This window comes from Hydrogenophaga sp. (assembly GCF_014773545.1).
GTDB lineage: Bacteria > Pseudomonadota > Gammaproteobacteria > Burkholderiales > Burkholderiaceae_C > Hydrogenophaga.
The window spans coordinates 309,626-331,748 of record NZ_SDDV01000001.1 but is presented as its reverse complement, the minus strand read 5'-3'; the positions used below and the strand labels follow the sequence as shown (position 1 = coordinate 331,748).

Genomic DNA, 22,123 nt, shown 5'->3' with positions numbered 1-22,123 from the left:
ACCGCATCCACGACGGCGGCCCCCGGCCCCGGTGCTACGCGTTAACCCTAGGCCCAATACTGTTCAAATAGCTCGCCACGAATCATAATTCGCGCATCCCGACTTCGAGACGCGAACACGATGGCGAGAACGCGCAAGGCACTGCCAGATAAGATTGACGTGGCGCATCTGATCAGCACCGGCGTGTTGGCCAGTGTTTGTCCTCGGGCGCTGATCGACGATGTACTGGCACAAACCGGCAAGGCAAGCCAGCGCGAGCGGCTACTGCCGGCCCCGGCGGTCGTCTATTACGTGATGGCGTTGGCTTTATGGCGCGAAGCGCCATTGGAAGAAGTGCTGCGCGTGGTGTGCGAAGGTTTGCAATGGCTCAGCGGCGGCGCGTCGGGCGCGGTACAGGCCAGCAAGTCGGCGATCTCGCAGGCGCGTACTCGCCTGGGCCCGCAAGTCATGAAGCAACTCGCTGATCGGGTACTGAAGCCGATGGCGCGCCCCGAAGCGCCTGGGGCGTGGTACCGGGGCTGGCGCTTGATGGCAGTGGACGGCAGTTGCATGGACGTGGCCGACGAGGCGGCCAACGCCAAGTTCTTCGGCTATCCGGCCGCGTCGCGTGGCCAGAGCGCATTCCCGCAGGCGCGCTTGCTCGGCCTGGTTGAGTGCGGTACGCATGCGGTGGTGGCCGCGAGCATAGCGCCCTACAGCCACAGTGAGGTGGCCATGGCGGCGGAGTTGCTGCCGGCCAAACTCAACGGCGACATGTTGGTCATGGCCGAGCGCAACTTCTACAGCTTCAAGTTGTGGCAGGCGTGCGCCAGCGGCGCCAAGCTACTGTGGCGCGTCAAGTCCAATCTGGGCCTGCCAGTGGAGCAAGAGCTTGCCGACGGTTCATACCTGAGCACCGTGTTCGACAGCGAAGATCGCGCCAGGCGCAACGGCCAGCGAGTGCGGGTCATTGACTACACGTTGAAGGACTCGGCGAGTCCCGTGCAAGACAGCTACCGATTGGTCACCAATATCCTGGACCCCGAGGCGGCGCCAGCGCTGGAACTGGCGGCGCTGTACCACGAGCGCTGGGAGGTCGAAAGCGTCTTCGATGAGTTCAAGACGCACATGCGCTCGACCAGCACGGTGCTGCGCAGCAAGACGCCCGATCTCGTCCAGCAGGAACTGTGGGGTCTGCTGCTGGCGCACTACGGAGTGCGCCAGTTGATGGAGCGCGCGGCTTGGCAGCAGGGACTCGATCCGGACCGCCTGAGCTTTGTCCACGCGTTGCGCGTGATCAAGCGAAAGATGCCGCAAGCCGCGGCCATTCCCCCCTGAGCGCCTGCCGGCATGGCGCAACGCGTTGCTCAACGAGATCGCCAGTGGCCGCTGCGTGAGTAGTCGTGGGCGCCTCAACCCGCGTGGCGTCAAACGCAAGATGAGCAACTACACCGTTCGACGACGTGGCACCCCTCTACACCTCAAGCATGAGCCGGTGCCAGTGTTGCGTATCTGAACAGTATTGTGCCTAGGTTGGAAAATACTGCGTTCGAAAATGACCAGGAGCCGCCGCCTCAGACAAGCGGCTGAAGCAGATCGATTATCGATCTGCGGCCCCTTATGCAAACCGCCAGAGAAGCAGGCTTGTCTGGCGGTTTGCAGGGCTTGACGGCCACGGCGGGCCGAGTCGGGGCGAACTTACATGTTTTCTATCATCACCTGACCAAAGCCCGAGCAGCTCACCTGGGTGGCGCCCTCCATCAGGCGCGCGAAGTCGTAGGTGACTTGCTTGCTGGCGATCGATTTTTCAATCGAACTGATGATCAAGTCGGCGGCTTCGGTCCAGCCCATGTGGCGCAGCATCATTTCGGCCGACAGAATTTCCGAGCCGGGGTTGACGTAGTCCTTGCCGGCGTACTTGGGCGCGGTGCCGTGGGTGGCCTCGAAACAGGCCACCGAGTCCGATAGGTTGGCGCCCGGCGCAATGCCAATGCCACCGACCTGCGCTGCCAGCGCGTCCGAGATGTAGTCGCCGTTGAGGTTGAGCGTGGCCACCACCGAGTACTCGGCCGGGCGCAGCAAAATCTGCTGCAGGAAAGCGTCGGCAATGCTGTCTTTGACAATGATGTCTTTGCCGGTTTTGGGGTTTTTGAAGGTGCACCACGGGCCGCCGTCGATCAGTTCGGCGCCGAACTCGCGCTGCGCCAGCGCGTAAGACCAGTCACGAAAACCACCTTCGGTGTACTTCATGATGTTGCCCTTGTGCACAATGGTCACGCTGGGCTTGTCGTTGTCGATCGCGTACTGGATGGCCTTGCGCACCAGGCGTTCGGTGCCCTCGCGGCTGACCGGCTTGATGCCAATGCCGGACGTGGCGGGAAAACGAATCTTGGTCACGCCCATCTCGTCGATCAGGAACTTGATCAGTTTGCGTGCCTTATCGGATTCGGCTTCGTATTCGATGCCGGCGTAAATGTCTTCCGAGTTCTCGCGGAATATCACCATGTTGGTCTTTTCCGGCTCTTTCACCGGCGACGGCACGCCTTTGAAGTACTGCACCGGACGCAGACAGACGTAGAGGTCAAGTTCCTGGCGCAGCGCCACGTTGAGCGAGCGGATGCCGCCGCCAACCGGCGTCGTCAGCGGGCCTTTGATCGAGACCACATAGTCACGCAGGGCGGACAGCGTTTCTTCGGGCAGCCAGACGTCGGGGCCGTAAACCCGGGTCGACTTCTCGCCCGCGTAGACCTCCATCCAGTGAATTTTCCTCTTGCCGCCGTAGGCCTTGGCCACCGCCGCATCGACCACCTTGAGCATCACAGGCGTGATGTCCAAACCGGTGCCATCGCCTTCGATGTAAGGAATAATGGGCTCGTCTGGCACGTTGAGCGACATGTCGGCGTTGACGGTGATCTTCTGGCCTGCTGCGGGCACCTGGATGTGCTGGTACATGAATTCGGGTCTCCGGGATGTGCGGTATTGATCGATGTGGCAAACTGCGGCTGCAGTGCCAAATGAAACATCATCTCAGCTGATGCTCGCAAACGATTCTAGTCTGACTCGCTGTACCAAAACTGACAAGTGCCCGGCGCTTCATGGGGCAAAGGGGGGTTGCGTGCGCGTTTTTCTTTTGCTCGTTCCTTGGTTCGTCGCGCGCCTGCTCCGGCGGCTGACGCTGGCGGCGCTGGTCGGCGCCGGCCACCTGGCTTGGGCCGGGCCGGGCGCCAGCTTGCCCCAGTTGGATCTGCCGCGCATGCCCCTGAGCGTAGGCATGCACCAGATCGACGCTCAAGTGGCACAAACTCCGCAGCAGCGACAAATCGGCCTGATGTACCGCAGCAGCATGCCGCAGCACGAAGGCATGCTGTTCATCTTCGAACACGCGGGTGTGCAGTGCTTTTGGATGAAGCACACCCCGCTGCCGCTGACGGCGGCTTTTCTGGCCGATGACGGCCGCATCGTCAACCTGGCCGACATGCAGCCGCATTCCGAGCAAAGCCACTGCTCGGTGCAACCGGTGCGCTACGTGCTGGAGATGAACCAGAGCTGGTTTTCCAAACGCGGCATTCGGCCCGGTCAGCACGTCAGCGGCGCGCCGTTTCGGTCGCGCTGAAGACGAGCAGTCGATTCAGCGCACCAGCATCCTGTCGGTCTACCCGCGCCACCCGAACGGCCAAGCCATCAGGCGTAGTTGGCCTGCACAAACGACCAGTTCACCAACTTGTCGAGGAAAGTTTCGACAAACTTGGGACGCAGGTTGCGGTAGTCGATGTAATAGGCGTGCTCCCACACATCAACGGTCAGCAGGGCTTGGTCGCCGGTGGTCAGCGGTGTGCCGGCCGCGCCCATGTTGACGATGTCGAGCGTGCCGTCGGCTTTTTTCACCAGCCAGGTCCAGCCCGAGCCAAAGTTGCCCACAGCGCTCTTGATGAAGGCTTCGCGAAAGGCGGCGTAGCTGCCCCACTTGGCGTTGATGGACGCCGCCAGTGCGCCGCTGGGTTCGCCGCCGCCTTGGGGCTTCATGCAGTTCCAGAAGAAAGTGTGGTTCCAGATCTGGGCCGCGTTGTTGTAAACGCCTCCGCTGGATTTCTTGATGATGTCCTCCAGCGCCAGGGTTTCAAACTCGCTGCCCTTTTGCAGGTTGTTGAGGTTGACCACGTAGGCGTTGTGGTGCTTGCCGTGGTGAAACTCCAGCGCTTCGCGGCTGTAGTGCGGTGCCAGGTCGTCCAGCCCATAGGGCAGTGGGGGCAGGGTGTGTTCCATCGGGTTTTCCTTCTGCGTTGGAATGTGAAATGTCAAGTGGGGGCAGCGCGGATTGTAGGCATGCCAGATGAAACCATGCCCTTCAGGGGCTTTGGCGGGCCGCTGGCAAGCAGTCATCGACCGTCAACAGCAGCTCGCCGTCCAACAGCGACGCGCGCAGGGTCTGCCCAGGCCGGGCCTGGCCGGTGTGTGTCACCAAGTGGCCCTGGCTGTCACTCAAAAAGGCGTAGCCGCGCCCAAGCACCAGCCGCGGGTCGAGCAGACCCAGGGCCGCATCGAGCCGCTGCAGGCGCTGGCCATGCCGATCCAGCAGGCGCGTGCGCGCTTGCTCCAGCGCGTCTTGCAGCGCTTGCAGGCGCAACTGCTGGCGCTGACTGGTGCGCAGCAGCGCGCGTTCGAGCCGGTGTTGCAGGCCAGCGAGCCGCTGCTGGCTGTCGTGCACGCGACCCGAGGGTCGCCCCAGGCGCTGGCTCAGGCGGTCGAGCCACTGGCCGCGTTGGTCGATGGCGTTGAAAACGGCGTCGTGCAGACGTTCGTGCAGGTAAGACAGCTCGCCCAGCCGGGCCAAGCGCGCCGGCGCGCACAGCTCAGCAGCGGCGCTGGGCGTGGGTGCGCGCAGGTCGGCGACGAAATCGGCCAGGGTGAAATCGGTTTCGTGTCCGACACCGCACACCACCGGCATCGGCGCCTGGGCCAAGGTACGCACCAGTTGCTCGTCGTTGAAGGCCCACAAATCTTCCAGCGAACCGCCGCCGCGCACCAGCAACAACACCTCGGCCTCGCGCTGCTGCGCAAATCGCTGGTAGGCCAGCCGCAAGGCCGCGCACAGTTCGGCCGGCGCCTGCGCGCCCTGCACGGCGCTGGGATAAATGTATACCGGCAGGTGCGGCACACGCCGGCGCAGCGCGCTGGCCACGTCGCGCAAGGCGGCCGCGCCCAACGAAGTCACCACGCCGATGCTGCGCGGCTGCGCAGGCAGCGCTCGTTTGCGCGCGGCATCGAACAGACCTTCGGCCTCGAGCCGGGCTTTGAGGCGCAAAAACTGCTCGAACCACACGCCCTGCCCGGCCGGCTGCAAGCTCTCGACGATCAGTTGCAGTTCGCCGCGCGCACCGTAGACGTCGAGCTTGCCGCGCGCCTGCACCAACTGGCCGTCGCCCGGGACGAAGGCGAGCTGATCGGCAGCGCGGCGAAACAGCGCGCAGCGCAACTGCACGCCATCGTCCTTGAGCAAAAAATAACAATGCCCGCTGACGGCGCGGGAAAAACCGGCCACCTCGCCCCGCACCACGACCGGGTTCAAACGCACGGCCAGCGCGTCGGCCACGGCGCGCATGAGCGGGCCCAGCGCCCAGACCGGGCGACCGTGCAAAGGTTCGGCAGCCAACAAGGGCTCAGTCACCGCATCCCCCGTTCGATATCTGTCCACAACCCGAGCGCACGCCAGGGCTTTGCTGCAACACACCGAACCCCAGCGCACACGGCTGCCAGCGGCTTGATTTATAGGCGTTTTGCAGCGTTGGTCCGGTTTTTGCGCGGCCGCGCCGCGTTGCAGGCGCCAAGCGATGCTGGCTTTTTGGCAGGTTCTTCACAAAGTTATCCACAGAATCAGCGACACCCGCCAGGCAGCACAAACGCAAGCGGTCTGCGCCATAATTCGAGCTTGTCGATTGGTCGCCCGCCTGGCGGCCTAGTCTGGAGCCCGATTTGCTTTCCATCATACAAGCCGCTGGCTGGCCGGTCTGGCCCTTGATCGCCTGCTCGGTGCTGGGGCTGACCCTGGTCATCGAACGCTTCATCAGTCTCAAGAGCAGCAAAATCGTGCCGCCCAAGCTGCTGGAAGAAGCCATCATGGTGTCGCGCACCGGCATTCCGGGCCCCGAGGTGGTGGACCAACTGGAGCAAAACTCGGTTCTGGGCGAGGTGTTGGCAAGCGGCTTTCGCACCCTGAGCGGCGACCCCAACGCCAGCGAAGACGATTTGCGCGCCAGTTTGCAAGGCGCCGGCCGCCGCGCTGGCGCCAAGCTGCAACGCTACTTGGGCGCGATCGCCACCATCGCATCGGCCGCACCCTTGCTCGGCTTGCTGGGCACCGTTATCGGCATGATAGAGATTTTTGCCTCGCAAGGCGTAGACGGCGGCATGGGCGTGGCACCGGGTGGCGGCAACCCGACCCAGCTTGCGCACGGCATCTCGATTGCCTTGTACAGCACCGCCTTCGGCCTGATCATCGCCATTCCGGCGCTGGTGTTCTGGCGTTATTTTCGCTCCCGGGTGGACGAATACCTGCTGACCATGGAACTGGCGGCCGAGCGTTTTGCCCGCCACCTGCTCACCCTGCGCGCCTGAGCCGCCATGAACTTCCGACCTGGCGAGCGCGACGAGCCCGAGCTCAATCTGATTCCGTTCATCGACATTTTGCTGGTGGTGCTGATCTTCCTGATACTGACCACCACCTATAGCAAGTACACCGAGTTGCAGGTCAACCTGCCGCTGGCCGACGCGCAGGCGCTGCGCGACAAGCCCCGGGAGGTGGTGGTGGCGGTCGGCCGCGACGGCCGCTACTCAATCAACCGCGAACTGCTCGCCGACGCCAGCGTGCCCGCACTCACACACGCGCTGGCGCTGGCCGCGCAGGGCAGCCCCGACGTGGTGGTGGTCATCAGCGCCGACGCCGTCGCCACGCACCAGTCGGTCATCAACGTGATGGACGCCGCGCGCCGCGCCGGGTTGGTGCAAATCACCTTCTCCACCCAGCAGCAGCCGGGCGCGGCTGGCGCACCCGCGCGGCCCTGAGGCGCGGCCGCCTCATGGGTTCAGGTTCGGCCCGGCGCCACGCCCGCTGGCAGGCCAACGCCGTGCGACGCGGGCCGCTGGCGCGGCTGCTGTGGCCCTGGGCCTTGTGCTACGGCGCACTGGTGGCGCTGCGGCGCTGGTTGTACAGCGTGGGTTTTTTCACCCGGCATCAACTGCCGGTACCGGTCATCGTGGTCGGCAATGTGGTGCTGGGCGGCGCCGGAAAAACCCCGACCGTGCTCGCCCTGCTGCGGCATTTGCAGCAGCAGGGCTGGCGCCCGGGCGTGGTTTCACGCGGCTATGGCCGCCGTGCCCAGACGGTGCTGGAGGTTCATGCCGGCAGCAGTGCCGCCGACGCCGGCGACGAGCCGGCGCTGATTCAGCGCCGCAGCGGCGTGCCGGTGTTCGTGGCGGCACGCCGGGTCGCTGCCGCGCGCGCGTTGCTGGCGGCGCACCCCGAAGTCGACCTGTTGCTCTGCGACGATGGCCTGCAACACCTGGCGCTACAGCGCGAGCTGGCGATTGCCGTCTTCGACGAGCGCGGCGTGGGCAACGGCTGGCTGTTGCCGGCAGGTTTGTTGCGCGAACCCTGGCCGCCCAGCACCCGGCCTGCGCCGGTCGACCTGGTGCTGCAGCAGCACCGCACCGGCATCTGCCCGGCGCTGCTGGTGGCACCGCCCGGCGTGCCGGTGTTCCATGCGCTGCGCCGTCTGGCCGACTGCGCCGTCGGCCCCGGCGGCGCGGTGATGGCGCTGACGCAACTGCGCGGCCAGCGTGTGCTTGCCGTGGCCGGCATTGCCCGGCCCGAGGTCTTTTTTGCTATGTTGCGTGCCTGCGGGTTGACGCTGCTGCAAGAGCTGGCGCTGGTCGACCACGCCGACGCCGCCGACTACGCCGACGCCTGCCAACGCCTGCGGCAAGACGAGCACAGCACGCTGCTGTGCACCGAAAAAGACGCCGTCAAACTGTTTGCCCTGCTGGCCGGTGACGTCTGCGCCGCCAGGGTCTGGTCGGTGGCGCTCGAACTCAGCCCCGAGCCGGCATTTTTTCACGCCGTCGACGAACGCCTGCGCCGCCACAGACCCGGCAAACCAAGCTAAACCGCACACCCGACTATCATCGGCACCATGGACACCAAACTGCTGGCACTGCTGGTCTGCCCGGTCACCAAGGGACCGCTGATCTATGACCGCGACAAACAAGAGCTGCTCTCGCGCAGCGCACGCCTGGCCTACCCGGTGCGCGACGGCATTCCCATTTTGCTGGAGCACGAAGCGCGCACCCTGAGCGAAGAAGAAGCGGCGCGCCCCCACACCGCCACGCCGCAGCCATGAGCCGGCCGGCGCCGGGGGCCGGCTTCACGGTGCTGATTCCGGCCCGGCTGGCGTCGAGCCGACTGCCCAACAAGCCGCTGGCCGACCTGGCCGGCCTGCCCATGGTGGTGCGAGTGGCGCAGCGCGCACGCCTGAGCCGGGCCAGCCGCTGCGTGGTCGCAGCCGACGACGCGCGCATCGTCCAGGCCTGCCAGGCGCACGGCATTCCCGCCCTGCTGACCGACACCCGGCACGCCAGCGGCAGCGACCGCTTGGCACAGGCCTGTGACCTGCTTGGACTGGCCGACGACGAGCTGGTGGTCAATGTACAGGGCGACGAACCGCTGATCGAGCCGGCGCTGATCGACGCAGTGGCAGACGAACTGCGCCAGCGCCCCGACTGCGTGATGAGCACTGCCGCACACGCCATCGACCGCGTGGCCGATTTCCTCAACCCCAACGTGGTCAAGCTGGTGCTGGCCCGCGACCGCAGCGCGCTCTATTTCAGCCGCGCGCCGATTCCCTGCTGGCGCGACGCCCAGACGGCAGCGAACGCCTGCGCTGCCCTGCCGACGCCGGCGCCGCTGCGCCACATCGGCATTTACGGCTACCGGGCCGGCTTTCTGCGCCGCTTTCCCACGCTGGAGCCAGCACCGCTGGAGGCCACCGAAGCGCTCGAGCAGTTGCGCGTGCTCTGGCATGGCCAGCGCATCGCGGTGCATCTGAGCACACACGCGCCGGCGCCAGGAGTGGACACCGCCGCCGACCTCGAACACGTGCGGGCCCTGCTGAGCGCGCCGTGACGCTGGCGCCAGAGCGCCGGCGCCGCAAACCCGCTTCCCTGGCCGCCCCGCGCGCGCTCGCACCCCCTGCCATGTCAGCCCCAACCCCAAACACCCGCTGCATCGCGCTGGCCGGACCGACTGCCAGCGGCAAGAGCGCGGCCGCACTCGCCATTGCGCAACACTGGCCGGTGGAGATCGTCAGCGTCGATTCGGCGCTGGTCTACCGCGGCATGGACATCGGCACCGCCAAGCCAAGCGCCACCGAACAAGCGGCGGTGCCGCATCACCTGATCGACATCCGCGACCCGCTGCAGGCCTACAGCGCGGCTGAATTTGCCGTCGACGCCCGGCACTTGATCGGGCAAATCAATGCGCGCGGGCGCAACGCCTTGCTGGTCGGCGGCAGCATGCTGTACTTCAAGGCCTTGCTGCAAGGACTGGACGATCTGCCGCGCGCCGACGCGGCGCTGCGCTTGGCGATCGAGTCGCGCGCGCGCGTGCACGGCTGGCCAGCGCTGCACGCCGAGCTGGCGCAGCAAGACCCGGCCACCGCAGCGCGCCTATCGGTCAACGATGCGCAACGCATTGCGCGCGCGCTCGAAGTGCAAACCCTCACCGGCCAGCCGCTGTCAGCACTGCACAGCGGACGCAGCACCGCTTGCGGCCCGCTGGCTCCCGCGGCGCTGATTGCGCTCGAACCCCAAGACCGCGGCTGGCTGCACCAGCGCATAGCCGAGCGTTTCGACACCATGCAGGCGGCCGGTTTGCTGGCTGAAGTGCAGCGCTTGCGCGCACGCGGCGATTTGCACCCGGCGCTGCCGTCGATGCGCTGCGTCGGCTACCGCCAGGCCTGGGAATTGCTGGCCGCCGCCGACCCGCCCACGCCAGCCCAACTCAGCCAATGGCGTGAACGTAGCATTTTTGCCACGCGCCAACTGGCCAAGCGCCAGCTCACCTGGCTGCGCAGCATGTCCGAGCGGCAGGTGCTGGCAGCCGACGCGCCCGACGCGACGCCACGCTTGCTGCAGACGGTCGAGCGGCTGCTGGGCGCACCCACTGGAGCCGCCGCTTGCGGCTTGTTGGCAGCAGATGCCGGCCAAGCGCTGCGGTGACAGCACGGTGTCCGAGCGCCCCGCTGTGCCAGGCGGGGACGGGAAAGTTCAGCAGGCGGGCATTGTCAGCGCTGGCGTTGCAGGTTCGCGTCGCACCCGATACCGGCCGCGATCCAGCGCAGCGCCAGTCGGCGCAGCAGCGGCGCTGCCCACGCCCAGCGCGGGCCGAGCACGCCAACTGCATCGCTGATGACACCGCAGCGGTAGCGCTGTTGCACATCGTCCCAGCGCAATGCATCGCAAGCGCCGCTGCGTTTGCGAGAGACCCACTGGCCCAGCGGGCAAGGCTCGACCAGGCAACACACGCCGCAGCCATTGCAGGGCGCTCCCACCGCCGGCTGGACTGGTGCCTCGGAGTGGATGTGAATCACTTGCATGGAAGCTCAAAAAGTGCAGTGTCGCATTCTGTTGGGAACAGCCGCCTCGTCATGGGTCAAAAAGGCGGTGAAAACAAAGTTTCACCAAAAATGGACCGCTCCAAACCCCGGCCCGCCTGGTGCCCCGGCGGCGGCTGAAGCGGTCGCTGCCCGGCTGCACTCAGGGCTGCATCCAGGCCTGCACCAGCGGCCAGGCCAGCGCGGCCTCGGTCAGGCTGTGCACCAGCAGACCGACCAGCGCGCCCACCAGCGTGCCGTTGATGCGGATGAACTGCAGATCGCGACCGATGTGGTTTTCCAGCACCCGGCTCATTTCCTGCGCGTCCCAGGCCTGCACGCGCTGGGTGACGAAAGCGACCATGGTTTCGCGCCCGCTGCGCAGCACGCGCAACAGCGCGTACTGCGCCTGCCGGTTGAGCCAGTCGCGCAGCGCCGCGTCGGCCAACAAATGCTGGCCGCTGGCCTGCGCCAGCAGGGCGATGCGCTCGCCCAGCGCGGAACCGGGCTGGCTGGATTCGGCGCGCAATTGCTCCAGCAACTCGTGCCACCAGGCTTCGACTGGTTCGCGCCAGTCGGGTTGCGCCAACCAGGTATCGCGCCACAGCGCCACGCGCGCTTGCCAGTCGGGGTCGTTCTGCAGGCGCTGAATCGAATCGTTCATCCAGTCGTCAAAGCGCGCGCGCAGCTCGTGCTGCGGGTCTTGCGCCACTTCGGACAAGGTGCGCGAGAGCGCAGCCACCAGTTTGCGCGTGGCCAGCCGGGCGGCCACCTGGTCCAGCCCCAGGTATTTGAGCTCCTTGAGTTCGCGCGCAATGGCCTCGGTCAGACGTTCCTGCGTCGGCTCCTGCTCGGCCCATTGCGCCAGTTGTCGCAGCAAGCCGTCGAGCCACTGCTGGTGGTGGCCCTGCGCGGTCAGCGCGGCCAGCGCCTGGCCGCCCAGGGCGGCCAGGTCGAGCTCGCGCAGCAGGCGTTGCGCCAGCGCGGCAACCCAATGCCGCGCCGGGGTCTGGTCTAGCACGTCGAGCACAGCGGGCACCAGGCGTTGCAGCCACTGGCTCAGCCGCCGCGCCGCTTCGGGTCGCACCAGCCACAAAGCCAGCTCGTGCGCCAAGTCCCAGCGTGCCAGCGCGCGCCGCAAATGCTCGGCTAGCAAGAAATGGTCACCCAGAAAGCGCGCCAACTGCGCGCCCAGCTGGTCTTTGTTGGCGACGATGATGGCGGTGTGCGGAATCGGCAGCCCGAGCGGGTGGCGAAACAGCGCCACCACCGCGAACCAGTCGGCCAGCGCGCCTATCATGGCCGCCTCGGCCGCCGCCGCCACGTAAGACCAGGCCGCGTGGCGCGGCTCGAGCAGCGTGGCCAGCACGTAGATGACGGCCGACAGCAGCAGCAGGCCCAGCGCCATGGCCTTCATCTGCGCCAGGCTGGCGCTGCGGTGGTGTGGCAGGATCGCTTTCATGGCCGCCAGTGTGCCCGCTTTGGCCAGCGCCTAGCAGCCTGTCGGACTTGAAGCGCCAGAATTTCTTTCCAAAATGCTACATAAGGCATAGCAATTTGTTACCATTCCACCTGCCCCGATTGGTGATTTTGACCATGCCCAACTTCATTCCCACCGACCGCAAAACCGACTACCTGTTGCCCCCGTCGGTGGACGATTGGCTCACCCAAGACCACCTGGCGCGCTTTGTCGTTGAAGTCATCCTCCTATTGCTGGGGGCTACCGCTGCGCCCGTGCCCACCAGCGCGCCCTGCGCCTGGCTTGCCAACCACGCGTGACGCGCAAGATGATCCATGGCAACCGGCTGTGGGATCGCGTCCTGGAATCTTTGCGTGGGGGCCTCTCGCCTGAGCAGGCCAGCGGCATACTCCAACGTATGCTCGATCCTGTTCGCATCAGTCACGAGACGATCTACACCGCCCTGTACGCCATGCCTCGCGGCGAGTTGCGCGCCGAAATACTGGCGCTGCTGCCACGGGGCCACAAAACCCGCCGCCCTCGCAGTGCGGGCACCGACCGCCGGGGCCTCATCCCCGGTGCCGTCAGCATTGAGGAGCGCCCCATCGAGGTCAGTGAACGACTGGTGCCTGGTCACTGGGAAGGCGACCTTATCAAGGGCGCCCGAAACCAGTCCCAGATCGGCACGCTGGTTGAACGCAAGACGCTCTACACCGTGCTGGTTCAACTCGACTGCGCCACGGCCGAGCACACTGCGCAGCGCTTTGGCATGGCCCTCAACCGGCTCGATGCGGCCATGCGCTTGTCGATGACGTATGACAACGGCAAGGAGATGGCGCACCACCAGGCCTTGTCTGAGGCAACGGGTATCAAAGTGTTCTTTGCCCACCCCTACAGCCCTTGGGAGCGGGGCATCAATGAGAACACCAATGGCTTGCTGCGCCGCGTGCTGCCCAAGGGCTCGGACCTGAGCGAGCACACCCAGGAGCAGCTCGATGCGATCGCCTTTCACCACAACGCCAAACCTCGCAAGTCCCTGGGCTGGAAGTCACCTGCCGAACTGTTCCTCCCCGAAGGATCATTCGACTTCCAGGCGTATTGGTCCGCTATCATCAACCCCGTTGCACTTGGGGCTTGAATGCGCCCTGTGAAAAAGTCAAAAAATCCTGGGAATTCACCCCAAATTGCCTATTTTTTAAGCAACTTCAAAATCGGTCGGGTTTTTGAATTGCTGAGTCCGACAGGCTGCTAGGGGAATTTGACTGGCCATAGGTGGGGGAATTTGAAGTGGCCATCAGGGACCCAGATCGCCTGATGTCATCAGGCCGAATTCTCAGCCACTGAGCTAGCCGCTTGCTGCGGCCTGGAGAAAAACTCTCATGCTCTCAGTCCGCCGGCTGCGCGCGGGCACTCAGTAGCCCGCCTCGGACCCCGGTTTTTTTCGGCTGAACAAACCGGCCGCCCGCGCACCCTGAGCGACGAAGCGCTCTTTGCGCGCCACTTTGGGATCGACGCGCAGGGCGCGATAGACCTCTACCCTATCGTCGGCGCGCAACGGCGTTTGTGGCCCGGCCCGGCGCCCCCACACGCCCAGCGTCAGATCGGTCGAGCCTATTTCAGGAAAGCGCTGCAACCACCCGGCTTGCCGCAAGGCTTGCTCCACCGTCGCCCCTTCGTCCAACTCCAGCACCGCTTCATGCACGGTGCGCGGCGCGCTGGAATAAATCAGGGTGACTTGCATCCCAGCCCCGGCAGCGCTCAGTTGCAGCCGTAGACCTGGTCGGCACGCTTGACGAAAGCGTCCACCAGATTGCTGGCAAGGCGGTCGAACACGGGCCCGACCAGCGCTGCCAGCGTCACGCTGGAGAAAGCGTAGCTCAAGGTGAAATCGATCTTGCAGGCGGGCTCGCTGCCGTCGCCCAAGGAGGTGAACTCCCAGCAGCCGTCCAGATGAGAAAACGGCCCGTCCACCAGCTCAATGAACACCTTGCGGTCGACTTCGTGCACGTTGCGGGTGGTAAAGCTGTGGTGCCAGCCACTGACGGCCATGCCCACTTTGGCCACCACGCCGTGTTCGGCCCGCTCCAGCACCTCGCCATGCTCACACCAGGGCAAAAACTCGGGGTAGTGCGCAACGTCTGTCACCAGCGCAAACATTTCGTGCGCACTGTGCCAGAGCAAAACCGACTTGTGAATGGTTTTCATACAATCAGGGGCTGTGCGCGAGCTGTTTTTGGCCTGTTGCCAAACCGTGCTATCCACGCGCCAGGCCCTCGCCCTCTATTGTATGGGTCTTGCATGTTCTGCCATGCGTCCTCACCTGTGCCCTCATGGCCACCAAATCCAGCAAAACCGCCAGCACCAAAGGCCTTGACAGCCGCATTGCCGACAACAAAAAGGCTTTCTTCAACTACGCGATCGAGGAACGCTTCGAGGCCGGCATGGTGCTGCAAGGTTGGGAGGTCAAGGCGCTGCGCGCTGGCAAGGTGCAATTGACCGACGGCTACGTGGTGATCCGCACGGGCGAGCTGTTTCTGATTGGCTGCCAGATCAACCCCCTGAACACCGCCTCCACGCACATCAGCCCGGATGCGGTGCGTAGCAAAAAGCTGCTGCTGCAAAAAGACCAGATTCGCCGCTTGATTGGCAAGGTTGAGCAAAAGGGCTACACCCTGGTGCCGCTCAACCTGCACTGGAAGAACGGCAAGGTCAAGTGTGAAATAGCGCTGGCCAAAGGCAAGGCTGAGCACGACAAGCGCGACACCATCAAAGAGCGCGAGGGCCAGCGCGAGGTGCAGCGGGCCATGAAGAATCGACAGCGCTGAGAGCGACTGGACGCGCAGGCGCGCGCCGCAAGAGCGATCTCGATCAGGGCTGCTTGGCGCGCTGCCTCCAGCCCAACCACTCGTTGAGCACCAGGGCGCTCACCACCACGCTGCCACCCAGCAGCACCGGATTGGCAGGTGTTTCGTTGGCCCAGAGCCAGGCCAGGAAAATGCCGAAAATCACCTCCAGCAAGCTCAGCAAGGAGACTTCAGACGCCTTGAGCACGCGCGCACAAATCACCGCCAGCACGCAGGGAATGGCCAATTGGAACAGCCCCAGAAACGCCAACCAGGCCAGATCGGAGCGGGTCGCCGCCCAGGGCAGCGCCAGCGGCAGCGTCAGCAGGGTTGAGAGCAGCGCCCCGAGCAGCACGGCAGGCACCAGATCGATGGTCTGGCCCTGAATTTGAGCGCGCTGCACCACCGTCCAGTTGACGGCGCCGGCCAGCGGCACGCAAAAGGCGACCAGTGAGCCCAGCAGCAGCTTGTGGTCCGACACCGCTGGCGCCGCCGCCGGCTGCAGCCATTGGCTGCCGAACATATAGGCAATGCCCAGTCCGGCCAGCAGCACCGCCAGCCAGGTACGCCAGGCCAGGCGCTGGCCGATCAGCAGCCGCGCCAGCAACGCAGTGAGCAGCGGGCCGACCGACAACACCACCAGCACGTTGGCCACGCTGGTCAGCGTCAGCGCCAGCATCAAGGCGGTGAACATCACGCCCCAGCAAAGACCGCAAATCCAGAACGAGCCGGAATCGAGCACCAGGCCCCAGTGACGCTCGAACACCTGCCACCAGGCAACGGGGCTTGCCGGCCGGCCCGCCGACGGGAGCTGCCGGCGCTGCCGGGCGCGCCACAGCGGCAGCAGCAGCAGCAAGGACAGGGCCGTGAAGGCGCTGCGCCAAAAAGCCGCCTCGAAGCGGCCAACCGCTTCAAACTGGCGCGACACCACGCCAGCCATGGACCACAGCAGCGCCACCAGCACCATCAGCAGCACCGCCTGGTTGTGGCTGGGCAAGCGCGCTGCGTGCACAGGCCAGACGCCCATCAGTCGCGGCTGGAGCGCTTGCGTTCGTGCTCTTTGAGGAAGCGCTTGCGCAGCCGCACGCTCTTGGGCGTGATCTCGACCAGTTCGTCGTCTTCGATGAATTCGACGCCGTATTCCAGGTTCAGGTCTATCGGTGGCGTGATCTTGATTGCGTCTTCCTTGCCAGAGACGCGAAAGTTGGTCAACTGCTTGGTGCGGGTGGCGTTGACCACCAGATCGTTGTCGCGGTTGTGGATGCCGACAATCATGCCCTCGTACACCGGGTCGCCGGCGCGCACGAACATGCGGCCGCGGTCGTCGAGCTTGCCCAGCGCGTAGGTGAAAATTTCACCGTCGTCCATAGAGATCAGCACACCGTTTTTGCGCCCGGCGATGTCGCCCTTGTGCGGCTCGTAGCTGTCAAAAATGTTGGAGATCAGGCCCGAGCCGCGCGTCAGGTTCAGAAATTCGTTGGTAAAGCCAATCAGGCCGCGCGCTGGAATGCGGTATTCCAGCCGCACGCGGCCGCGGCCGTCGGGCTCCATGTTGACCAGATCGCCCTTGCGTTCGCCCAGCGCCTGCATCACGCCACCCTGGTGCTGCTCCTCGATGTCGGCCGTCACCAGCTCGATCGGCTCGTGGCGCACGCCGTCGATGTCTTTGAACACCACGCGCGGCTTGGACACCGCCAGCTCGTAGCCTTCGCGGCGCATGTTCTCCAGCAAAATCGTCAGGTGCAGCTCACCGCGGCCCGCCACCTCGAAAATGCCTTCCTCGTCGGTTTCTTTCACCCGCAGCGCCACGTTGGACTGCAATTCCTTTTGCAGCCGGTCCCAGATTTGGCGGCTGGTGACGAACTTGCCTTCACGCCCGGCCAGCGGGCTGGTGTTGACGCAAAAGTTCATGGTCAGCGTCGGCTCGTCGACCTTGAGCATAGGCAAAGGTGCCGGATTGAGCGGGTCGGTCACGGTCACGCCAATGCCGATGTCGGCCACGCCGTTGATCAGCACAATGTCGCCCGGGCCGGCCTGGCTGACCTGCACCCGATCCAGCCCCTGGAAGGTCAGCACCTGGTTGATGCGGCCTTTGATCGATTTGCCGTTTGGGCCCTCCATCACCAGCACGTCCATCGCCGGGCGGATGGTGCCGGCGCTGATGCGGCCCACACCGATGCGGCCGACGAAGTTGGAGAAGTCGAGCGCCGAGATTTGCAGTTGCAGCGGCGCCGCCGGATCGCCCTGCTGGACGGGCACATGCTTGAGCACGGTGTCAAACAAGGCCGACATGTCCGGCCCCCACTGCTCGCCCGGCGCACCTTCTTGCAGCGAAGACCAGCCGTTGATGCCCGAGGCGTAGACCACGGGAAAGTCGAGCTGCTCGTCGTTGGCGCCCAGCTTGTCAAACAAATCGAAGGCGGCGTTGACCACCTTGTCCGGGTTGGCGCCGGGCTTGTCGACCTTGTTGACCACCACGATCGGCTTGAGTCCCAGCGCCAGCGCTTTCTTGGTGACGAAGCGGGTTTGCGGCATCGGGCCTTCCTGCGCGTCTATCAGCAGCAGCACGCCGTCGACCATAGACAAGGCGCGCTCGACCTCGCCGCCAAAGTCAGCGTGGCCGGGGGTATCGACAATGTTGATGTGCGTGCCCTGCCAGCTCACGGCGCAGTTTTTGGCCAGGATGGTGATGCCGCGCTCGCGTTCGATGGCGTTGCTGTCCATCACGGTGTCGACCACTTTTTCGTGCTCGGCAAAGGTGCCGGACTGCCGCAGCAGTTGGTCGACCATGGTGGTTTTGCCGTGGTCGACGTGGGCGATGATGGCGACGTTGCGGATTTGTTTGCTCATGATGAAGAGTGGGCAGAGGTTTGCAGAATGTGCTGTATTTCGATCGGGCTCAGCAGCCGCCCGGGTATCAGTTCGCCGCCTTGGATGTGGGCACTGCCCAGCAGCGAATCCTGGGCGCCCTGCTTAGGCCCGAACACCGCCACCTGCGCGTTGTCGGGCCAGTCGCCACGGCGGCGCACGCCGCTCAGGAATCGGGCTGCATGATCGGCGTCGAGCGTGACGCGCTCGTGTCCTGCCAGCAGGGCCTGCACTGGCAGCAGCCGCGCCAGCCGCTCGGCCTCGCCGAGTTGTTCAAACGCCGCCAGCGTGATGCAGTGCGACAGATCGAACGCGCCGCTGGCGCAGCGGCGCAGCAGGCTGACATGGGCAGCGCACCCGAGCGCCTGGCCTATGTCTTCGCCCAGGGTGCGAATGTAAGTGCCTTTGCTGCAGCGCACGCGCAGCCGCAACCAGGGCGCGTCGCCCTGCAATTGCAGCTCCAGCAGTTCCAGTTCGTGAATCAGCACCGGGCGCGGCGCGCGCTCCAGCGTTTGGCCGTCGCGGGCGTATTCGTACAGCGGTTTGCCGTCTTTCTTGAGCGCGCTGTACATGGGCGGCACCTGGCTGATGGGGCCGGTGAAACGATCCAGCGTCTCGACCACCTGGCCCGGCGTGCAGCGCACCGCACAGGTCTGCGTCACGCGGCCTTCGGCGTCGCCGGTGCTGGTGCTCACACCCAGGCGCAGCACGGTTTCGTAGCTTTTGTCGGCGTCCAGGTGCAACTGGCTGAATTTGGTGGCGGCACCAAAACACAGGGGTAACACGCCGCTGGCCAGCGGGTCCAGCGTGCCGGTGTGACCGGCTTTTTCGGCGCGCAGCAGCCACTTGACTTTTTGCAGCGCCTGGTTGCTGGAGAGCCCGAGCGGTTTGTCCAGCAGCAGCAGCCCGTGCAGCGGCTGGCGCTGCACCCGCTGGCGCGGCGCGCGCGCGGCGCCGGCGCAGGCATCGCCACCCCCTGCGGGGGCCAAGGCTCCCTGGGACGGCCCTGCACGGTGCATGTTCAGTCGTCCTTGGCGCGCGAAGATACCGCCTTGGCGATCAGGGCGTTCATGTCGCAGGCGCGTTCGGTGGTGTCGTCAAAGACAAAATGCAGCGTCGGCACGGTGTGGATGTGCAGCCGCTTGAACAGACCGCTGCGCAGAAAACCGGCAGCGGCGTTCAGGCCTTGCAGGGTTTCTTGCGGGTTGCCGCTCAGCAGGCTGAAAAACACCTTGGCGTGCGCGTAGTCGGGCGTGACTTCGACCGCGTTGATCGTCACCATGCCGACGCGCCGGTCTTTCAACTCGCGTGCAATCAGCTCGGCCAGATCGCGCTGGATCTGGTCGGCCACGCGCAAACCGCGGTTTGGGGTGGTGGAGGCTTTGCGCACCATATCGATGACCCGCTCAGAGCGTGCGAGCAACTTCCTTGACCTCAAAGAACTCGAGCTGATCGCCCTCTTTGATGTCGTTGTAGTTCTTCAGCTTGATGCCGCATTCAAAGCCTTCCTTGACTTCGCGCACGTCGTCCTTGAGCCGCTTCAAGGTCTCGATCTCGCCGCTGACCACCACCACGTTGTTGCGCAACAGGCGGAAATGCGCGCTGCGCGTGACCTGGCCCGAGGTGACCATACAGCCCGCCACGGTGCCGATCTTGCTGGCGATGAAGACGGTGCGGATTTCGGCCGAGCCAATGATTTCCTCGCGCTTCTCGGGCGCCAACATGCCCGACATGGCGGCCTTGAGTTCATCCACCGCGTCGTAGATGATGTTGTAGTAGCGCAGGTCGACCTCGTTGCCCTCGGCCAGCTTGCGCGCACCAACGTCGGCGCGCACGTTAAAGCCTATCACCACCGCCTTGGAAGCAATCGCGAGGTTGACGTCGCTCTCGCTGATGCCGCCCACACCGGCGTATACCAATTGCACCTTGACCTCGTCGGTCGAGAGCTTGAGCAGTGCGGTCGCCAGCGCTTCTTGCGAACCCTGCACATCGGCCTTGACGATGATGGGCAGCAGCTTGACCTCTTCGGCCGTCATGTCGGTGAACATGGTTTCCAGCTTGGCCGCTTGCTGTCTGGCCAGCTTGGTGTTGCGGAACTTGCCGGCCCGGTAGGTGGCGATTTCGCGCGCCCGGCGCTCGTCGCTCATGACGATGAAATCGTCACCGGCCTGCGGCACCTCGGCCAAGCCCTGAATTTCAACCGGAATCGACGGTCCGGCCGACTTGACGGCTTTGCCGTTCTCGTCCAGCATGGCGCGCACCCGGCCCGAAGTCTGACCCACCAGCACCACGTCGCCGGTCTTGAGGGTGCCGCTTTGCACCAGCACCGTGGCCACCGATCCGCGCCCCTTGTCGAGCCGGGCTTCGATCACCAGGCCCTTGGCCATGGCGTCCACCGGCGCCTTGAGCTCGAGCACTTCGGCCTGCAACAGCACCTGCTCGAGCAAGGCGTCTATGCCGACGCCGGTCTTGGCCGACACGCCCACAAAAGGCGTATCACCGCCAAATTCTTCCGGCACCACGGCTTCGGCCACCAGTTCGGCGCGCACGCGCTCGAGCTGAATGCCGGGTTTATCGATCTTGGTCAGCGCCACCACCATCGGCACCTTGGCCGCCTTGGCGTGTTTGATTGCTTCCTTGGTCTGCGGCATGACGCCGTCGTCGGCCGCGCAAACCAGAATCACGATGTCGGTCGCCTGGGCGCCGCGGGCACGCATGGCGGTGAAGGCCTCGTGGCCCGGTGTGTCGAGGAACGACACCATGCCGCGCGGCGTTTGCACGTGGTAAGCACCGATGTGCTGGGTAATGCCGCCGGCCTCACCGGCTGCCACCTTGGTGCGGCGAATGTAGTCCAGCAGCGAGGTCTTGCCGTGGTCTACGTGGCCCATGACGGTGACCACCGGCGCACGCGGCAACAGTTGCTGCGCCTGCGGCAACACTTCTTCGTCGGTGAAGGCTTCCGGGTCGTCCAGCGCAGCCACCACGGCGCGGTGCCCCAGTTCTTCCACCACGATCATGGCGGTGTCTTGGTCCAGCGGCTGGTTGATGGTGACCATCTGGCCCAGCTTCATCAACTGTTTGATGACCTCGGACGATTTCAAGCTCATTTTGTGCGCCAGCTCGGCCACCGTAATGGTCTCGGGCACGTGCACTTCTATTACTTTGAATTCGGACGGTGCGACAAAACCGCCGTGGCCCGTGTCGCCGCGCGCGTCGCGGTCGTTGCGCCGCCCGCTGCCGCCCCTGGGGCCGCCGCGCCAGTTGGCGCGTCCGGCGCTGGTGTCGCCGCGGGTCTTGATTTCTTTTTTCTTGGCGGCGTCGTCTTTCCAAGTCGAAGACAGGTTCTCCGACTTGACTTCTTTTTTGCCGGCGCCGGCCGTGCCGGCGCTGCCGGCGGGCGCCGGTTTGCTTGTGGCTGCGGCCGGTTTGCCGGGCACACCGACCGGCTTGTGCAAGGTGCCTTTGATGCCTGCCTTGGCATCGGCTACCGGTGCCGGTGCCGGTGCCGGTGCCGGCGGGGGAACGGGTTTTTTCGCCAGCATGGTCTTGGCGGGCGAAGCCATCATGGCGCGAATATTGGCGGCCTCGGCTTCGGCCTTGCGGCGCCGCTCCAGCAGGTCTTGGGCGCGCAGTTCCTCGGCCTTTTTGGCCTGCGCGTTTTTCTCGGCCAGCTCACGGGCAGCGGACTCGCGCGCCTGCGCCTGCGCCTTGACCTGCTCCAAGCGGGCCGCTTCGGCCGCCAGCGCCTGCTGGCTCGGAGCCAGCGGCGCTGGCGCCGCAACTGCTTTCACTTGCGCTGCGGCGGCGAGTTGTGCCGCCTCGGCGGCGGCGCGCGCCTGTTCGGCCTGCACGCGGCGCGCCTCCTCGGCTTCACGCTCGCGCCGCTGCTGCGCCAGGTCTTCTTCCTGCCGCTGGAGCAGGGCGGCCTGGCGGCGTGCATCTTCCTCGCGCCGCTCCAGCTCGGCCTGCTCAATCTGAGGGTCGCTGAAAACCGGCACGGGCTGTGGCGGCGCGGCCGTCACTTCTTCTTCGCGCTGGATGAAGGTGCGCTTCTTGCGTACCTCGACCTGAATCGTGCGCGAGCGCCCAGTGGCGTCGGCCTGTTTGATCTCCGAGGTCGACTTCTTCACCAGGGTGATTTTCTTGCGCTCACCGCTGGCGGTGCCGTGGCTGAGCTTGAGGTGCTCCAGCAGCATCTGCTTGTCGGAATCGGTCAGCCGATCGGCACCCGATACTTTCGGCACACCGGAGGCGCTGAGTTGCTCCAGCAACAATGAAGTGGGCTTGTTCAGCTCGGCGGCCAATTCGGCAACGGTGGTACTGGTCATGGT

The 22,123-nt window shown here is 65.2% G+C and carries 23 protein-coding genes; 11 read left to right on the top strand and 12 right to left on the bottom strand.

What is annotated here, in order from left to right:
- The first annotated feature begins 120 nt into the window (after window positions 1–120).
- Window positions 121–1,317 (top strand): IS4 family transposase, encoded by a 1,197-nt coding sequence (locus EST26_RS01570; RefSeq protein ID WP_291064804.1) that lies wholly within the window; start codon window positions 121–123, stop codon window positions 1,315–1,317.
- A gap of 360 nt (window positions 1,318–1,677) precedes the next feature.
- On the opposite strand, the gene icd is transcribed toward EST26_RS01570, so the two are convergent.
- Window positions 1,678–2,931 (bottom strand): NADP-dependent isocitrate dehydrogenase, encoded by a 1,254-nt coding sequence (icd, locus tag EST26_RS01565; RefSeq protein WP_291064802.1) that lies wholly within the window; start codon window positions 2,929–2,931, stop codon window positions 1,678–1,680.
- Between the two features lie 223 nt (window positions 2,932–3,154).
- On the opposite strand from icd, the gene EST26_RS01560 reads away from it, so the two are divergent.
- Window positions 3,155–3,592: a DUF192 domain-containing protein gene (locus EST26_RS01560; RefSeq protein WP_291064831.1), complete on the top strand. Its 438-nt coding sequence runs from the start codon at window positions 3,155–3,157 to the stop codon at window positions 3,590–3,592.
- 68 nt (window positions 3,593–3,660) lie between these two features.
- Here EST26_RS01560 and EST26_RS01555 read toward each other — a convergent pair whose 3' ends face one another.
- Window positions 3,661–4,242 carry a Fe-Mn family superoxide dismutase gene (locus tag EST26_RS01555; RefSeq protein ID WP_291064801.1) on the bottom strand — a complete coding sequence of 194 codons (582 nt, stop codon included), beginning with the start codon at window positions 4,240–4,242 and terminating at the stop codon, window positions 3,661–3,663.
- 82 nt (window positions 4,243–4,324) lie between these two features.
- A complete protein-coding gene (xseA, locus tag EST26_RS01550) occupies window positions 4,325–5,578 on the bottom strand; it encodes an exodeoxyribonuclease VII large subunit (protein WP_291064829.1) in 1,254 nt (417 codons plus the stop codon).
- A 371-nt stretch (window positions 5,579–5,949) separates the two neighbouring features.
- Here xseA and EST26_RS01545 point away from each other — a divergent pair, with 371 nt between their 5' ends.
- The 6 genes from EST26_RS01545 (at window position 5,950) to miaA (ending at window position 10,248) form a co-directional block, all read left to right on the top strand.
- Window positions 5,950–6,591: a MotA/TolQ/ExbB proton channel family protein gene (locus EST26_RS01545; protein WP_291064799.1), complete on the top strand. Its 642-nt coding sequence runs from the start codon at window positions 5,950–5,952 to the stop codon at window positions 6,589–6,591.
- Between the two features lie 6 nt (window positions 6,592–6,597).
- Window positions 6,598–7,038: a biopolymer transporter ExbD gene (locus EST26_RS01540; RefSeq protein ID WP_291064798.1), complete on the top strand. Its 441-nt coding sequence runs from the start codon at window positions 6,598–6,600 to the stop codon at window positions 7,036–7,038.
- Window positions 7,039–7,052: 14 nt separating this feature from the next.
- Window positions 7,053–8,138 (top strand): tetraacyldisaccharide 4'-kinase, encoded by a 1,086-nt coding sequence (gene lpxK, locus EST26_RS01535; RefSeq protein ID WP_291064797.1) that lies wholly within the window; start codon window positions 7,053–7,055, stop codon window positions 8,136–8,138.
- A gap of 27 nt (window positions 8,139–8,165) precedes the next feature.
- Window positions 8,166–8,372: a Trm112 family protein gene (locus tag EST26_RS01530; protein ID WP_291064796.1), complete on the top strand. Its 207-nt coding sequence runs from the start codon at window positions 8,166–8,168 to the stop codon at window positions 8,370–8,372.
- The gene (gene kdsB, locus EST26_RS01525) at window positions 8,369–9,154 is read left to right on the top strand and encodes a 3-deoxy-manno-octulosonate cytidylyltransferase (protein WP_291064795.1); all 786 of its coding nucleotides are present in this window, start codon (window positions 8,369–8,371) and stop codon (window positions 9,152–9,154) included. Before EST26_RS01530 ends, kdsB begins: the two co-directional genes overlap by 4 nt.
- Window positions 9,155–9,225: 71 nt before the next feature.
- Window positions 9,226–10,248 (top strand): tRNA (adenosine(37)-N6)-dimethylallyltransferase MiaA, encoded by a 1,023-nt coding sequence (gene miaA, locus EST26_RS01520; protein ID WP_291064793.1) that lies wholly within the window; start codon window positions 9,226–9,228, stop codon window positions 10,246–10,248.
- A 65-nt stretch (window positions 10,249–10,313) separates the two neighbouring features.
- On the opposite strand, the gene EST26_RS01515 is transcribed toward miaA, so the two are convergent.
- Window positions 10,314–10,625, bottom strand: a complete 312-nt coding sequence (locus EST26_RS01515) for a hypothetical protein (protein ID WP_291064792.1) — start codon at window positions 10,623–10,625, stop codon at window positions 10,314–10,316.
- A 160-nt stretch (window positions 10,626–10,785) separates the two neighbouring features.
- On the bottom strand, window positions 10,786–12,084 hold the full coding sequence (locus EST26_RS01510; protein ID WP_291064790.1) for a DUF445 domain-containing protein: 1,299 nt from the start codon (window positions 12,082–12,084) through the stop codon (window positions 10,786–10,788).
- Between the two features lie 134 nt (window positions 12,085–12,218).
- Between EST26_RS01510 and EST26_RS01505 the strand changes: the two genes are divergently transcribed.
- Window positions 12,219–12,401 carry a hypothetical protein gene (locus EST26_RS01505; protein WP_291064833.1) on the top strand — a complete coding sequence of 61 codons (183 nt, stop codon included), beginning with the start codon at window positions 12,219–12,221 and terminating at the stop codon, window positions 12,399–12,401.
- The gene (locus tag EST26_RS01500) at window positions 12,398–13,219 is read left to right on the top strand and encodes an IS30 family transposase (protein ID WP_291064788.1); all 822 of its coding nucleotides are present in this window, start codon (window positions 12,398–12,400) and stop codon (window positions 13,217–13,219) included. Before EST26_RS01505 ends, EST26_RS01500 begins: the two co-directional genes overlap by 4 nt.
- A gap of 273 nt (window positions 13,220–13,492) precedes the next feature.
- Here the strand turns inward: EST26_RS01500 and EST26_RS01495 are convergent, their stop codons facing one another.
- Together EST26_RS01495 and EST26_RS01490 are read right to left on the bottom strand one after the other, a co-directional pair.
- Entirely contained in the window at window positions 13,493–13,822 is a 330-nt protein-coding gene (locus EST26_RS01495) for an RnfH family protein (protein ID WP_291064787.1), read from the bottom strand.
- 17 nt (window positions 13,823–13,839) lie between these two features.
- Window positions 13,840–14,286, bottom strand: a complete 447-nt coding sequence (locus EST26_RS01490) for a type II toxin-antitoxin system RatA family toxin (protein ID WP_291064785.1) — start codon at window positions 14,284–14,286, stop codon at window positions 13,840–13,842.
- Window positions 14,287–14,411: 125 nt separating this feature from the next.
- Here EST26_RS01490 and smpB point away from each other — a divergent pair, with 125 nt between their 5' ends.
- The gene (gene smpB, locus EST26_RS01485; RefSeq protein WP_291064784.1) at window positions 14,412–14,906 is read left to right on the top strand and encodes an SsrA-binding protein SmpB; all 495 of its coding nucleotides are present in this window, start codon (window positions 14,412–14,414) and stop codon (window positions 14,904–14,906) included.
- A 43-nt stretch (window positions 14,907–14,949) separates the two neighbouring features.
- Here the strand turns inward: smpB and EST26_RS01480 are convergent, their stop codons facing one another.
- The 5 genes from EST26_RS01480 to infB are packed head-to-tail and all read right to left on the bottom strand — an operon-like array spanning window position 14,950 to window position 22,120.
- Complete coding sequence (locus EST26_RS01480) at window positions 14,950–15,951, bottom strand: DMT family transporter (RefSeq protein ID WP_291064782.1); 1,002 nt, start codon at window positions 15,949–15,951, stop codon at window positions 14,950–14,952.
- On the bottom strand, window positions 15,951–17,774 hold the full coding sequence (gene typA, locus EST26_RS01475) for a translational GTPase TypA (RefSeq protein ID WP_291064780.1): 1,824 nt from the start codon (window positions 17,772–17,774) through the stop codon (window positions 15,951–15,953). The genes EST26_RS01480 and typA overlap by 1 nt, the downstream gene beginning before the upstream one ends.
- Window positions 17,771–18,781 carry a tRNA pseudouridine(55) synthase TruB gene (gene truB / locus EST26_RS01470; protein WP_291064778.1) on the bottom strand — a complete coding sequence of 337 codons (1,011 nt, stop codon included), beginning with the start codon at window positions 18,779–18,781 and terminating at the stop codon, window positions 17,771–17,773. Before truB ends, typA begins: the two co-directional genes overlap by 4 nt.
- A 32-nt stretch (window positions 18,782–18,813) precedes the next feature.
- Window positions 18,814–19,185 carry a 30S ribosome-binding factor RbfA gene (rbfA, locus tag EST26_RS01465; RefSeq protein ID WP_291064776.1) on the bottom strand — a complete coding sequence of 124 codons (372 nt, stop codon included), beginning with the start codon at window positions 19,183–19,185 and terminating at the stop codon, window positions 18,814–18,816.
- A gap of 13 nt (window positions 19,186–19,198) precedes the next feature.
- Window positions 19,199–22,120, bottom strand: a complete 2,922-nt coding sequence (gene infB / locus EST26_RS01460; protein ID WP_291064774.1) for a translation initiation factor IF-2 — start codon at window positions 22,118–22,120, stop codon at window positions 19,199–19,201.
- Window positions 22,121–22,123: the final 3 nt, after the last annotated feature.